We start from the raw sequence: 13,971 nt of genomic DNA on the forward strand, positions 1-13,971 counted from the left end.
GGGAGTCCGCGATGAGCCACCGCCCTTCTGCGTCAGCGAGGCCGCGATGAGCCGCCGCCGGTCCGCCACCCTGGCCGTCGGCTGCGTGCTCGCCGGGGTGATCGTCGCCGTGGCCGTCGTGTCGCTGTTCTGGACGCCGTTCGCGCCGGACGACACCTCGGGCGGACGCCTGGCGCCGCCCGGGCCGCCACACCTGCTCGGCACCGACAAGCTGGGCCGCGACCTGCTCACCCAGCTCATGATCGGCGCCCGCGTCGCGCTGACCGCGGGGCTCGGCTCGGTGGCTCTCGGCGGGGTGATCGGCGTCGCGGCCGGCCTGCTCGCCGGGTTCGCCGTCCGATGGCTGGACGACACGGTCTCGGCGCTGCTGGACATCCTGATCGCGTTCCCGACGCTGCTGCTGGCCATGCTGGTGGTCGCCGCGCGGGAGGCGTCGCTCGGCTCGGCGATCCTCGCCATCGGCCTCGCGATGTCATCGATCGTGGCCCGCCTCACCCGCGTGCTGGTCAAACGCGTGCTCGCCCAGGACTACATCACCGCCTCGCGCACGTCGGGCACGTCCTGGCCACGGGTGGTGGCCGAGCACGTGCTGCCCAACATCTGGCCGACCCTGCTCGTCAACCTGGCGCTCCAGCTCGGCCTCGCGGTGCTGGCCGAGGCGAGCCTCTCCTACCTCGGGCTCGGGACGCCGCCGCCCAACGCCTCGTGGGGACGGATGCTCCAGGAGGCCCAGGCGACCGTCCTCACCGCGCCCGCCGGCGCGATCGCCCCCGGCGTGCTGCTGGTCGTGCTGGTCGTCGGGGTGAACCTGATCGCCGACGGCCTCAGGGACGTCGCGGACCCGACCCGGCGCGCTCGCGGGTCCCGGCCCGCGCCGAACGCGGAAAGCTCGGCGCGGGACGCGGAGAACTCGGCGGCGGACCCGGGGAGGGTGCCATGAGCTTGCTGGAGGTGTCCGCGCTCACCGTGAAGGCGCCGGACGGCCGCGCGCTGCTGTCGGAGGTGTCGTTCGAGGTCGAGCCCGGGGCGCGGCTCGGCCTGATCGGCGAGTCGGGCTCGGGCAAGTCGCTCACGGCCCTCGCGATCATGGGACTGCTGCCCGCCGGGATGACCGCGTCGGGGAGCATCGTCCTGGACGCGCCCGGCCTGCCCCGCACGCAGGTCGTAGGCGCGCCGGAGCGGACGCTGAACGGCCTGCGCGGGCGCGCGGCCACCGTGGTCTTCCAGGAGCCGCTGACCGCGCTCGACCCGCTCGCGAAGGTCGGCCGCCAGCTCGCCGAACCGCTGCGCCGGACGCGCGGGCTGCGCGGCTCCGCCCTGCGCGCGGCCGTCCTCGCGGCGCTCGCGGAGGTACGGCTGCCGGAGCGCGTCGCCGGGGCGTACCCGCATGAGATCTCCGGTGGGCAGCGGCAGCGGGCCGCCATCGCCATGGCCCTCGCCTGCGAGCCCGCCCTGCTGATCGCCGACGAGCCCACCACCGCGCTCGACGTGACCGTCCAGGCCGAGGTGCTCGCCCTGATGGACGGGCTGGTGTCCGCGCGCGGGATGGCCCTGCTGTTCATCAGCCACGATCTGGCGGTCGTGGCGCGCGTCACCGACCGCGTCGTCGTCCTGAAGGAGGGACTGGCCGTGGAGTCGGGGAACCTGCTCGACATCGTCGCCGAACCTCGCCACCCGTACACGCGTGACCTGGTGAGCAGTGCGCGGCGGCTCGACTCGGCACTCGACCTGGGGGCCCGATGACCGCGCCCGAACCCGCGCCCGAAACCGGGGCCGCGTCCGAGACCGGGGCCGCGTCCGAGACCGGGGCCGCGTCGGGTGCGGGCCACGCGCCCGTCCTCGCCGCCGATCGGGTGGGGTTCACGTACCGGCGGTCGGCCCCCGTACTGAGCGAGGTGGACGTCGAGGTCGTCCCCGGGCGCGGCCTGGCGCTGGTCGGGGAGTCGGGGGCGGGCAAGACCACCCTGCTCCGGCTCCTGCTCGGACTCGCGCGCCCCACCGAGGGGCGGATCCTCTTCGACGGCTCCGAGCTGGACCTCGGCGACCGTACCCGGATGCGCGCGTTCCGGCGCGGCGTCCAGACGGTCTTCCAGGACCCGTACTCCTCACTCGACCCCCGGCAGCGAGTGGGCAGGATCGTCGCCGAACCGCTGCGCTCGCTCGGCCTGCTCTCGGGCGGCGGCGCGGCCCGCCGTACGGAGGCCGCGACGCGCGTGGCCGAGGCGCTGGACGCCGTCGGGCTCCCGGCGGACGCGGCCCGCCGGTACCCGCACGAGTTCTCCGGCGGCCAGCGCCAGCGGGTCGCCATCGCCCGCGCGATCGTCGGCCACCCGCGCGTGCTGCTCGCCGACGAGCCGGTGAGCGCCCTGGACGTCTCGACGCGCGTGCGCATCGTGGACCTGCTGGCCGAGCTGCGCGAGACGCGCGGGCTGACGGTCGTCATGGTGTCGCACGACCTGGCCGTGGTGGCGACGCTGTGCGCGCACACGGCCGTATTGGAGAAGGGCCGCGTCGTCGAACAGGGGGACACGGGGGCCGTGCTGGGGTCGCCCCGGCATCCGTACACGCGCCGCCTGGTCGACAGCGTGCCACGTCTTCCCCGCTAGGGCGGCGGGACAGACGAGCCGGACAGACATGGCCAGAACTCCCTGGCAGACCGGCCGGAGATCTCTGGTGGACGGGACCGGCGGTACGAAATGTCCGGAGACGGACAATTGCTTGCTCGCGGTGACTTGCCGTGGAAGGGTCAGGTCCGCCGGATCCGTGACCAGGAGTTAACCATGAGTGAGAACACCCATATCATCGTCAGGTCCAAGAAAGACCAGATGTCCGCCGTCCATATCGCGATCAACAAGACGAAGATGGCCACGGCGAAGGTGTGGAACCCGTGGACGTCCGTGTGCGAGTCGGGCGTCAACATCGACTCGATCAAGACCGCGGCCGGCGGCGGGCAGGTTCCCGAGATCATCCGCGACGGACAGACCATCTCCGACATCAAGCCGGTGGTCCTGAGGTCCCTCGGCTCCGACCTCGGCTTCAACGAGCCGGTGAACCAGTCCACGTTCGAGGAGGCGCGGAAGCGGGCCCGGAACAAGTACGTCTCGGTGGGCCGCGCCAACTACCGGAGCCTCGCCAGCGGCAACTGCACGCTGTTCGCCTGCTGCGTCATCGGAATGCTGGCCGCCCAGCCCGCGCTGCTCGGGCCCGGCGTCAAGGTCGAACTGCTCAACCTCGTGGACACCGAGGGCGGCAGCGGGCACGCCTACGTCGTGGTGGGCCGCGCCGAGGGCGACGTGAAGGACATCGGCGGCTACGGCCCCGACTGCTTCTTCATCGACCAGTGGTACGCCCGCCAGCGGAGAACCGACCCCGGCACCCGAGGGGTGAAGGACGCCACTGAGGGCGGCGAGGGCAACCCGTTCTGGGACCCTGCCTTCGTCCCCTTCATCAGTCACAACACCACGCCCAGGTTGATGCTGACCTTCACCAGCGACGAGCTGTCCAAGCTCGGCCTCTGAGCGCCGGCTCCGCCCTTCCGCGCGCGCACGATGCCCCGGAACGGCCCGTGAAAGCAAAAGGCCGTGACGCGCCCTGTGGATGCGTCACGGCCCCATTGTTCTCGGCCGGAATCTTCCGGCGCCGAGCGTCAGTCGGTCACGTAGACCTGGCTGAACACCTCGGACAGCTTCTTCACGTCCTGGGTGATGCCCACCTCCGGCGACGCCGGGTTGTACATCGTGGTCAGGCGGCGCTGCAGCGGCTGCAGCTTGTCGAGCTGCTCCCAGGCGGGGGTGTTCGCGAGGCCCGCGCCCATCACGCGGTAGGTCGCGCCCGTGGCGTCCTGCCAGCGGGTCCACAGGTTGACCGTCGCGGCGCCGTCCTTCAGCGGGGCGGCGATCCGCTCCTGGGCCACCGAGGCGGCCTGGTCGGCGGTCAGCGGGGAGGCGTTCTTCCCGGCCAGGCCGGCGTCCTCGGCCGAGATCTGGACGAGCGTGTCCCAGGCCAGGGCCTTGACCTTGCCCCACTGGTTGGCCTGCGCCTGCTGCGGCGTGATCTTCCAGGTGGCGTACGAGGTCTGCAGCAGGCCGGAGTCGAGGGCGAGCTGGTCGACCGAGCCCGAGGTGAGCAGCGGCTCGATGGCCTGCGGCGTGAGCAGCGGGTACTTCTTGGTCATCTCGGTCGTGCAAGGCTCGCTGGCGCCACAGCCGAACGACGGCACCACGGTGTGGATGCCGAGCTTCTTGCCCGGGGCGACCTGGTGCAGGGCGGCGGCGGCCGCGCTGACGAACGCCTTCATCTCGTCCGGCGTCTTGACGGCGCCGTTGTAGCCGAGCTGGGAGGTGTACCGGATGCCGACGACGCCCGGCTGCGCGGCGAGCGCGCCGACCTTCTTGACGGCCGCGGCGAACGCGGCGGTGCCGGCCTTGTAGTCGTCCAGCAGTTCGCTGTCGATCCACACCCGCATGCCGCTCGCGGCGGCGGCGGCGATGGCCTGACCGGCGGCGGTGCGCGCGGCTGCGGCGATCTCCTCGGGGCTCACCGAACAGGGCTGCCCGGCGATCTGGCAGGTGGGCGGCGTGTTGTCCTCGACGTAGCCCTCGGGCGCGGGGTCACCGTCGCCGTGGGCCTGGCCGTCGCCCTCGCCGTCTGCGCTGCACTGCTCGACCTTGCAGTCGATCCAGCCGACGGGGTACTCGGTGGCCTGCTTCAGCTTCTCGTTGTCGTTCTGGGTCCAGAAGTCCAGGACCTTGAGGGCATCCTGGGGCGTCGGGGCCATCCAGAAGCACTGGGGGTCGGACTGCGAGGCACCGTTGGTGTAGTTCTTGCAGTCACCCTCGCCGTCCTCGGAGAACGCCGTGGCTGCCGGGATCCCCACCGCGAGAACGGTGAGTGCGGCGCTGAGGGCTAGGGCTCTCCTGATTCGCATCAAGCGTCTCCTTGGGCGGTGCGAAATCACTAGCGATCGTCCTTAAACGATCGAAAAGACTGTATCGGGCACATCTCTACTCGACCAGTGCAACACCCGGATTCGTCGCGGGGAGCGGCCGGTTCGCCCAACAGTTCACCTGCCCCTCACCTGCACGATCTTCCCGGTCACTGGGGAGTAAACATGCCGCCTCCTTCCGTACCGACATGGCGGCACCTCGCATAATCGGGAGATGCGCGATCACAAGGGCAATCCGGAATCGGCGCAGACCCTGGAGCGGGGACTGCGCCTGCTGCGCCTGCTCGCCGACGGGCACCGCGGGCGCACGCCCACGGAACTGGCCCAGGAACTGGGGCTGAGCAGGCCGATCGTCTACCGGCTGCTCACCACACTGCAGAACGAGGGGTTCGCCCGGCGCGACGCCGAGGGCCGCGTCCACCTCGGCTTCGGCGTCCTCGCGCTGGCCCGCGCGGTGCAACCCCTGCTACGGGCGGCCGCCCTGCCCGCGCTGCGGCGCCTGGCCGAGGAGACCGGAGCCACCGCCCACCTGACCGCCGCCGAGGGCGACGAGGGCCTGGCCATCGCCGTGGTCGAACCGACCTGGACGGACATGCACGTCGCCTACCGCGAGGGCTCCCGTCATCCGCTCTCGCGCGGGGCGGCCGGGCTCGCGATCCTGGCGCTGCGCGAAGGCCGCACCGACTACACCGTCACCGAAGGCCAACTCCAGGAAGGCGCCCGCGGCATCGCGGCCCCCCTACCCGCTTTGCCATGGCTGGAGGCCTCCGTCGGCATCGTCACCTTCGGCGCCATCGACACCACCACCCTGGGCCCCCGCGTCATCCGCGCCGCCGTCGAACTGAGCGAGGCCCTGGCATGAGCCCACTCCCAGGCCGGGTTCCCAGGCCGGACTTCCCGGCCGGCGGACGCGCGGCCGGGTGGCGGCCCTGGCCGAGCGCGTCCGTGGTGCCGGTTCACGGCGGTGAGGCCTGCGCGGCGATGGCGATGGCGGCCGAGGCCGGGTCGCCGGCGCTGTGGGCCTCTACGGGCAGGCCGTCGGGCCGCTTGACGAGGTACCAGGCCCCACCCTTCGGTACGTCGACCACGGTGACCGTGACGATCAGCCGACCACCGCCGTACACGTCCATCTCTGGTGGCCGTAGGACGGGGGTGTAGAAGCCACTCCGCATGGGGAGATGAAGCCGCTCGACGAGACGACCGCGCAGGCCGTGTGACTCCACCTTCTTGCGGAGATCGCCGAGCGCACGCCGGTGCTCCTCGGCTTGCTCCTCCGGCATCCCCCACATGAGCAGATCCCTCACGACCGCCCCCCTTGGCGGGTGACGCCTCTTCCCGCCCGACGCATGCGTCCCCTCTCTGGCGAGCGAGCAGACGGGACGAGGCCGGGGAGCTCGGACCCGCGCATAAGAGAGCGGAGTTCATCAGAGGTGGCCGCGTCGAGCAGCGGCTCCGAAACCTCGGCGATGCGGGCGATGGCGTAGAAGCGACGGGAGTACGGCCCGTAGATCACCAGCCAGCCGGGCTCCAGAAGGCCGAGCTGCTCGGCCCTGGCCTTCTGCTTCCCGTCCCAGATCTTCCGCCGGCCGTCCGGTTCCCGGCGCTCGGGTTCGGTGGCCGATCCTCGGCGGTGCCTCCCGGCAGCCGGGCGACGGGTGAACGGGAGACGGCCGGGGCGGCGGCGCACATCCAGAAGGGCCATCACAGGCACCTCCCTTCCCGTTGCGGGGAGCAGGGGCCGGGGGACGGCCCGTGGCGTGTCGTGCCGCCCGTCCAGGGGGATCCACGGTCGAACATCTGTCGTACTCCTGATCGACTTCGGGCCGACTTGGGGAACTTGCGTTCTGTAGTCGGATCGTCATTTAGAGTTATCAGCAGGTTCGTATGCGGTCCCGACGCCGGACAAGATCTGATCGGCAGCAGCGATCGCCTGTCGTTTCCGGCCACCCCCGAGGGAGAAAACGGCATGCCCGCACTTCGCAAGAGCAGCGACCGATACCGGTCGATGGCCACCTATTTCGGAGCCCTTGTCCGCGATCTACGCGATTCATATGAACTGCGGGTCGGTGAGCCGCAGACCGTGGCGCGACTGGCGGCCCGCACGGGCTACTCACCATCGATGATCGGCCAGATCGAGCGCGGCGAGAGCCTCCCCGAATCCGGTACACGGGTGCAGGCACTGGACGACGCACTCCAGGCGCGGGGTCAGCTGAAAATACTGTGGCCCTTGGTGCAACGTCTCGGGCACCGCCCTATCGACGAGCTCAGCACCGCGACAAATGGCATTACTCCGGGCTACCGTGAAAACGGACCCTGCGCCCTCACCAGAGGAGACGACATGGAACGCCGCCATTTGTTCCAATTGGCCGGATGGGGCTTGCTCGCCCAATCACCGATCTTCAGCACCGGCGAGCACATCAGGCAGATGCTCGAACGCACCCTCGGCACCGCCGACGGACGCGCCGAAGACCACTGGGAAGCGGTCTGCGCCGACCACATGCAGGCCCTCCTCACCCAACCCGCCACCGAGGCCCGCGATGATCTCCTGGTCGACCTGGCCATTCTCCACCAGCAGATGGTGGCCACTACGCCGGAGCAGGCCGCCCGCCTGCAACGCATCGCGGCGTGGATGTCCACCATGCACGCCAACCTGCTGACCAGGCTCGGCGAGCACGGCCCCGCCCGCCGCTGGTGGCGAACCGCCCGCCAGGCGGCGGACGCTTCCCAGGACGTCGACATGCGCGTCTGGGCGCGAGGAGTCGAGGCCGTGTTCGGGCTGTATTCACCTCGTTCAACCGAGACCGTGCTCACCCTGGCCCAAGAAGCCCAATCGCTCGCGGCCGGACGTGTCACGCCAGGACTGTTCCGAGCGGTTGCTGCTGAAGCTCAGACGCTGGCGGTCATGGGCAGGCCACAGGAAGCACTCGAACGTCTCCACTACCTACAAGACCTGGTGAGTCGTTCACCGGCTCGGGAACACTTCGGCTGGACCAGTGACTCCACCTGCTTCGTCGCCTCCTGGGTGTACTCGTTCGAAGGTGCCACCGAGGCGGCGCGGGAAGCGCGCGACAGCACGCTCGCACAGTCACCGGACTACCAGAACGCCGCCAACGTCCGCCTGCACGAAGCGATCAGCGTTGCGAGGAGCGGCGGCCACAACGAAGGACTGAGTCTCGCCACGCGGGTGCTCTCAGACCTGGACCCTGCCTACCGCACCCACATGATCACCCACACGGCCCGCCTAGTCCTCGACACCATCCCCCCCGACAGACGAGCCACCCTGCCCGCTCTCGACGACTACCGCGAAGCCCTCAACACCCCCATCCAGACCTGAACGGAGGGCGACAGACCATCCTCGATGACCTGCGGCAGCGGCGCAGGGCGCAGCGCTGAGTCCGGTCCCGGCGCTGCGTGAGGCCACATCGCGCGACGGCGTGACGGTCCAGGTCGTCGGCGTCCCGGTCGAAACCGGCTGCCATCCCGGTCGTCGGGGCGGGCCTCGGCCTAGATAAACATCACGGGGCACCATCGTAATCATGCTTGGTCTCGCGTGGAAAAGGAGTTCCGGATGCGCCGCAGTTCGAGGATCCTCGTTGCTGCCTTTGCCTGTGTCCTTTTCGGGGTGACGGCATGCGGGCCGACGAAAGGGATCGAGGAGTCCGTCACCGAGCCGTCGTACGACACGATCGCGCTGGATTCCTGGCGCGACTTTCCCGTCACGCACAAACCTCGCCCACTGGTGCTGGTATCCAATCTCCCTCTACGCAGTGACGAAAAGACGACGCTGGGGAGCGGCTTCGAGTTGGCAGGGCCCCTGCCTGCCCAGGCCCCTCCCCGGGCCACGGTGAACCTGCCGGACGGCCCCGCCACTCTGCCCGTCGTCATGGCGACGGAGGCCTTCACCGCCATGACCGGCCACACCGGCAGACCGGCCGGGCCATCGGTGAAAGTCATCTCCGCCACCTACACGACGAGTTCCTTCGCGACGGATCGCGGCCCCGTGGACCTGCCCGCCTGGCGGTTCGCCACCGAGACCGCAGGAACCGCGACCTGGCCTGCGCTGTCACCCGCCGCCTTCTGGCAGCTGGGGAAATTACGAGCCTCCGGTGATGTGAGCCAGGCAAGTGTGAGCGGGGACGGCCACGTCCTCACCGCGCGCGTCGCCCGGCCCGGACACTGGTGTCCGGGCAATACTCCCCAGATAGAACCGGTGGTCATCGAATCGCCGGCCAGCGTCGCCGTGGGTCTCCGGTTCACGTTCCCGCAGCCTCAGCAGCGCTGCGTCGTCCCGGCGGACGCGGTAGGCCCAGAAGAATCATTCTCACTGACCAATCCGCTGAATGAGCGGGTCGTCCTCGACCTCGGAGGCTATCCGGTGACCGTTCATTGAGCCTTATTCAACCTGAAGTGCCAGGCCAGGGACATGGTTTGGTACACGGTACCTGATCGACAAACAAAGAAGCCCCGGTAGAAGAGTTATCGATCAAGATCAACCAGTACACCAGAGGCTTCGAGTTGCTGTTCTACCAGCGAGAGGGATGCACGCCGGGCGCGGGCGTGCGACGAGGGGAAACCCGCCGCGCAATCTGCTCCAAGTGCACGTCACTGCCACTCGATCACGACCCGGTTGAGCGGAGTGTCGAAGGCAAACCGTCCCGGCCTGGATTCGGTCCCTTCGGCGTCCAGGGCCTGGATCTCGAACCGGACGCCCCGCGATCGGTAGTCCCGGTCCCAGGTACGGAGCGCATCCACGACACGTTCGGTCAGTTCGTGGCCGCCGGAGCCGTAACCGGCGACACCGAACTCGTACAACTGGCCGCCATCCGGGGCACGTTCGGCGGGCCGCCGTACCAGGTAGGCGAGATCGCCCCTGTCCACCACAGCACAGGAGCTTGGGTAAGGCGTCTTGATCAGACCGCTGTCGATGGCCGACCGCTCCATGGGCATGCGGCTCAGGCCGCTCGGCATCACGCAGGCCAGCCACAGTTCCATCCACTCTGGTGACTCGGGTCCACGAAGCTTCACCCCCGTCCACGCCTCGGTGCTCGGCCCGTCGAGGACGCCGGCCAACAGCCCCTCGTCCACAGCCTGCTCCCTGTGGGTGTGGAGGGCGACGGAGCCATCAGGGGTCAGGGTCACCAGGTGCCGGGCGTCGTCGGCGAGCCCGCGTAGTGGCATGAAGGTGCACATCTGGCTGCGGACGCTGCGCCAGTGCCCTGCGGCGTCACGCTCGAACGCGATGGCGCGGGACACGGTGCCGCGCAGTCGAAGAGGCACGATGAGGCGACCGTTCGGGGCGAGTTGGTCCAGCCAGGCCGTAGGGATGCCGCGGGCCCCGACCGTGGCGACGATCCGGTCGTAGGGTGCCGCCTCACGGTGGCCGAGCGCCCCGTCACCCAGGATGGCGGTGACGTTCCGCGCGCCTGCCACCTCCAGGTTCGCCCGGGCCGCATCCACGAGGTCCTGGTCGACATCGACGGTGAAGACCTGCCCCTTCTCGCCGACCAGGTATCCGAGATAGGCCGCGAACAGGCCGCTACCGGCCCCGATCTCCGCGACCCGCATCCCCTCCTGGGCGTCGGCGAGTTCCAGCATCAGTCCGTTGACCGTGGGCTGTGACACAGCGCTGATCGATACGCCAGAGTCGTTGAATTTGGTGTAGATCGGGGTGTCCGAGTATGCCTCTTCCAGGCTGGCCGAGGGCTCGAAGCGGCGCACGAAGATCTCGCGGGGCACCGAGCGGATCGCCGCATCGACCCGCTCGCTGCGCACCGTACCCTTGTCACGTAGTTGATCGGCCAGAGCGTGTCGAAGCCGCTCGGCAGCGGGGACGCCCTCTCCGCTCACCTGAGTCTCCGCTGCGGTGACCCTGGTGAGGTCGGCGCTCGTCTCGGGTGCCATCGCACCGCTTTCCTGCTCCATCATCACTACCTCTTTCGCTAGCTGTGCCAGGGTGCTTTGCTCCGCATAGGAAAGGCCCAAGCGGTTCCAATGGAAGATCACGTGGTGGGCGAGGACAGCACGCAGACCACGCTGCAGCTCTCCGTGCCGGGCCAGGTCGGCCAGGTACCCTCCGGCATGGTGGAAGGCCCTGGACCAGTCGGAGATCGCGGCCAGCGGGTCCGTGCCGGCCGGCGTGCCGGTAGGGCTCACATCGACGGTCATGAGCTTGTACAGAGCGGCCTTCAGGCGGACGCGTGCGCTCGGGAGCAGAGCGGGCGCGGAGGTTCTGTGCTGGGCGACCTTTGCCCAGACGTCACCCTGCTCGTACCAGTCCTGCCGCGCGCCGCGCATGAGCGCGCTGCACAGCAGCATGCCGACCTCCCGTCGTCCCAGACAGGGGGTGCCTGGGAGGACGGCCTTTTGACGGCCCAGGTAAGCGAGAACGTTGAGGCTGTCGCGGGCGAACAGATCATGGGCCGCGCTCATGGCGGCACTTCCCCCGAAGGCGTGCACCTCCGGCTCGTATATGCCGGTCGTCCATCCGACGATCCGACCCTCAGCGGTCAGAACGTCGAGGGCGTGCGCCAGACGATGCGGCACGTCCTTGACCGCAGGTAGGTAGCGCAAACGCCAGTACGGTGTCTTGCGGACGAACCACCAGCAGGTGGTCACACCATCAGCCTGCGCCGCCGCCAGTTCCGGGAGCAGACACTCCATGGCGACCTGCTCGGCGGTGGTCTGATCGGTGAATTCGATGACGGCTTGTGCCCAGTCGCCATGTTCCGTGATCAATCGTCCCCCCAGATGGCTCGGTTAGCTGATGAGCAGGCATGAATCCCAGCCCGAGACGGGAGGTATGCCGGAGTGCGCGGAGTGCAGGGCCAAGGCGATGCCTGCGGCCCCTTCGAGCAGTCCTGGATCATTGGGTCGGAGCAGCAGCGAGGCGGCCACCCTGTCGGCATCGATGCCGTCCTCAATGATCATGCCGAGCAGGCGCGGCAGGCAGGCGGCCAGGTCCGGAGTGACGGCGTCGGTGGCCGCACGACAGGCGATGTGCAGGAGACCGGCGTAACCGTGGCACAGCGAGGGGTCAGTGATCGCCGCGAGCTGCCCTGGATCAGTAAAGGCCCTGACCAATGCCGATTCAGCCATCCGCTGGCGTGTGAGGTCGCCGGTGGCCAGGGAGGTGAGCTGCTGAGCGCGTGCGAGCCCGGCGGTGCCGTAGCACCACGACGGGCGGAGTGGCCCTGACTTGCCTTGATACCCCTCACGCAGCTCTGTCCGGGTGACCCAGTACGGCCACCACGGGCCGGCTTTCCCGTCCTGACGCCACTCGTCGAGCCACACGCAGATCCGCTGAATCGCGTGGATGTGACCATTCACCACGACTCCGTCTCTCAGAGCCAACGACAGCAACGCCAGCGGCCCGCAGATGCCATGGGCCACGCCGTTGTTGCCGTGTCCGCCTTCGAAGGCCTCAGATTTCCGGCCTGCCGGGTCCAGGTCCGTCCACCAGCCCGGGAGCAGGTCACCGCCGTCCTTCACCGGCTCGGTCAACCGGACGAGGTATTCCAGCACCGCGCGAATCAGCTCGCCGTGCGGCGCATGCCGCAGGAGGTAAGCACCGATTCCGGCAAGTCCTCTGATGACGTCGAACTCCGCCAACGTGACAAGCCGACCATGGTCCATGCGGGTATGTGCGCGGTCCAGGCTGCGCCGAGTCGTCGCGGCGATGTGGCGGTGGAGCTCATCACGAGCGCGGGCGTAGTGGCCCTGAAGATCAGATGCGGCATGTACGGCGAATGCGAGCGCGGGCGCACCGTAGAAGAGGTGGCTGTCGCTTCCGGTCAGGATCTCGCCGCCTGCGGCGCAGGCGAGCCAGTCGTGAACATACCGCCAGGGGGCGAGGCCGGTGCGGGCACGCTCGATGTGCAGCAACGCGATCCCGGTGGCGCCATATGCGAGGGACTGGGGCCACCAGCCCTGCGGCAAATGGAGGCCGCGCACTGTTGATGGCGAGGCCAATCGGTCGGCGATCGCGTCGGCGACGGCCCTGACGGCGTCCTGCCGGTGCGGCATCATGCCCTGCCCTCGTTGGTGCGGGCGTCCCAGGCGAGGGCAGCGGCACGGGCCAGGCGCAGGCAGGTGCGCTCATCGTCGCGATCAATGCCGACGGCCCGAATGTGGTGGACGTGCAATAAGGAGTCGAGCACGGCCTCCGAGTCGATGCCGTCAACGCCGGTCAGATGAGCACGGTAGCGGGTCAGGGCGTCGTGGCGGGGCAGCCACGGTTGGACGGTCGCCTCTCCACCGGGGGTAGCACGCAGCGCCGCCCAGTCGTCCGCCGGATCGGCCAGTCTGACCGCCTCGGCGAGTAGGTGGCGGGGAAGCGGATCGGAGGCGCGAACTTTCGCGTGCTTGATCAGCCACCGCATCCCGCCTGCCGTGCTGCCCGAGAAGGCGCTCGCGATCGCGACGAATTGGGCGGCGGCAAGGGGCTGCGGATGGGACTGTGATCGCTGGGCGAACTGTGCGACCAAGGCACGCGAGTCGGCGGTGAACACCTCCTCGGCCGCAGCAAGTGCCGCTCCCCTGCCCCAACGGCCGGTCTCGGGGTAGTAGGCGGCGAATTGCAGATCACGGAGCAACCCCTGTCTCCGCAGGTCGGCTGCCCAGCTGCTGACATGGTGCGTGGCCCACCCGAACTGCTCGGCGTCGGGCAGCGCGATCCGCAGGCGCAGATGCCACTCCGGATCTCGGTAGCGAATGAACCACCAGTCCGGCGGTTCTTTACCCGCGCCAGCAGCGCGGGTAGGTGCTCGGCAAGGACTTCGGCCTGCCGGTCCAGGTGTCCGTACAGCTTGGCGTACAGCCACCGCGACGTCCCGGGCAGATGTCCGTGGTCGCGGCCGATCACCCGGGCCACGTCCACTTTGGGCAGCGGTGGCCACCGGGGCGCCCGCGCGGCGACCATCGAGACGACGATCTCGTGAGCGTGTCCGTCGAACCATCCGTCGGCACCGGGCGCGGGCGCCTCCGTCAACACGGTGCTTTGGCCCTCATGCACATGCGTGCGCAGCAGT

The 13,971-nt window shown here is 69.4% G+C and carries 13 protein-coding genes; 7 read left to right on the forward strand and 6 right to left on the reverse strand.

Going from position 1 to position 13,971, the window contains the following annotated elements; translation table 11 throughout:
- Positions 1-46: 46 nt before the first annotated feature.
- The 4 genes from AB0M95_RS23200 to AB0M95_RS23215 all read left to right on the forward strand — a co-directional run bounded on the left by AB0M95_RS23200 (position 47) and on the right by AB0M95_RS23215 (position 3,518).
- Positions 47-940: an ABC transporter permease gene (locus tag AB0M95_RS23200; RefSeq protein WP_363768107.1), complete on the forward strand. Its 894-nt coding sequence runs from the start codon at positions 47-49 to the stop codon at positions 938-940.
- Positions 937-1,743, forward strand: a complete 807-nt coding sequence (locus tag AB0M95_RS23205; RefSeq protein WP_363768110.1) for an ABC transporter ATP-binding protein — start codon at positions 937-939, stop codon at positions 1,741-1,743. The genes AB0M95_RS23200 and AB0M95_RS23205 overlap by 4 nt, the downstream gene beginning before the upstream one ends.
- Positions 1,740-2,606: an ABC transporter ATP-binding protein gene (locus tag AB0M95_RS23210; RefSeq protein WP_363768113.1), complete on the forward strand. Its 867-nt coding sequence runs from the start codon at positions 1,740-1,742 to the stop codon at positions 2,604-2,606. The genes AB0M95_RS23205 and AB0M95_RS23210 overlap by 4 nt, the downstream gene beginning before the upstream one ends.
- Before the next feature lie 174 nt (positions 2,607-2,780).
- The gene (locus AB0M95_RS23215) at positions 2,781-3,518 is read left to right on the forward strand and encodes a hypothetical protein (protein WP_363768116.1); all 738 of its coding nucleotides are present in this window, start codon (positions 2,781-2,783) and stop codon (positions 3,516-3,518) included.
- A 128-nt stretch (positions 3,519-3,646) separates the two neighbouring features.
- Here the strand turns inward: AB0M95_RS23215 and AB0M95_RS23220 are convergent, their stop codons facing one another.
- Entirely contained in the window at positions 3,647-4,927 is a 1,281-nt protein-coding gene (locus AB0M95_RS23220) for a hypothetical protein (RefSeq protein ID WP_363768118.1), read from the reverse strand.
- Between the two features lie 232 nt (positions 4,928-5,159).
- Here AB0M95_RS23220 and AB0M95_RS23225 point away from each other — a divergent pair, with 232 nt between their 5' ends.
- Positions 5,160-5,807, forward strand: a complete 648-nt coding sequence (locus tag AB0M95_RS23225; protein ID WP_363768121.1) for a helix-turn-helix domain-containing protein — start codon at positions 5,160-5,162, stop codon at positions 5,805-5,807.
- 94 nt (positions 5,808-5,901) lie between these two features.
- Here the strand turns inward: AB0M95_RS23225 and AB0M95_RS23230 are convergent, their stop codons facing one another.
- Together AB0M95_RS23230 and AB0M95_RS23235 are read right to left on the reverse strand one after the other, a co-directional pair.
- The gene (locus AB0M95_RS23230; RefSeq protein ID WP_363768124.1) at positions 5,902-6,249 is read right to left on the reverse strand and encodes a hypothetical protein; all 348 of its coding nucleotides are present in this window, start codon (positions 6,247-6,249) and stop codon (positions 5,902-5,904) included.
- Positions 6,246-6,647, reverse strand: coding sequence for a hypothetical protein (locus AB0M95_RS23235; RefSeq protein ID WP_363768127.1), 402 nt, complete (start codon positions 6,645-6,647; stop codon positions 6,246-6,248). The genes AB0M95_RS23230 and AB0M95_RS23235 overlap by 4 nt, the downstream gene beginning before the upstream one ends.
- 264 nt (positions 6,648-6,911) lie before the next feature.
- On the opposite strand from AB0M95_RS23235, the gene AB0M95_RS23240 reads away from it, so the two are divergent.
- On the forward strand, positions 6,912-8,279 hold the full coding sequence (locus AB0M95_RS23240) for a helix-turn-helix transcriptional regulator (RefSeq protein ID WP_363768130.1): 1,368 nt from the start codon (positions 6,912-6,914) through the stop codon (positions 8,277-8,279).
- Between the two features lie 234 nt (positions 8,280-8,513).
- Complete coding sequence (locus AB0M95_RS23245; protein ID WP_363768133.1) at positions 8,514-9,335, forward strand: hypothetical protein; 822 nt, start codon at positions 8,514-8,516, stop codon at positions 9,333-9,335.
- 212 nt (positions 9,336-9,547) lie between these two features.
- Here AB0M95_RS23245 and fxlM read toward each other — a convergent pair whose 3' ends face one another.
- From fxlM to AB0M95_RS23260, 3 genes are read right to left on the reverse strand one after another with little or no spacing between them, the layout of a single operon-like run.
- Positions 9,548-11,680: a methyltransferase, FxLD system gene (fxlM, locus tag AB0M95_RS23250; protein ID WP_363768136.1), complete on the reverse strand. Its 2,133-nt coding sequence runs from the start codon at positions 11,678-11,680 to the stop codon at positions 9,548-9,550.
- A gap of 21 nt (positions 11,681-11,701) precedes the next feature.
- Entirely contained in the window at positions 11,702-12,970 is a 1,269-nt protein-coding gene (locus AB0M95_RS23255) for a lanthionine synthetase C family protein (protein ID WP_363768139.1), read from the reverse strand.
- Entirely contained in the window at positions 12,967-13,899 is a 933-nt protein-coding gene (locus AB0M95_RS23260; RefSeq protein WP_363768272.1) for a thiopeptide-type bacteriocin biosynthesis protein, read from the reverse strand. Before AB0M95_RS23260 ends, AB0M95_RS23255 begins: the two co-directional genes overlap by 4 nt.
- Positions 13,900-13,971: the final 72 nt, after the last annotated feature.

Origin of the sequence: Sphaerisporangium sp. NPDC051017, assembly GCF_040683095.1 — a bacterium.
In the GTDB taxonomy this organism is placed as follows: domain Bacteria; phylum Actinomycetota; class Actinomycetes; order Streptosporangiales; family Streptosporangiaceae; genus Sphaerisporangium.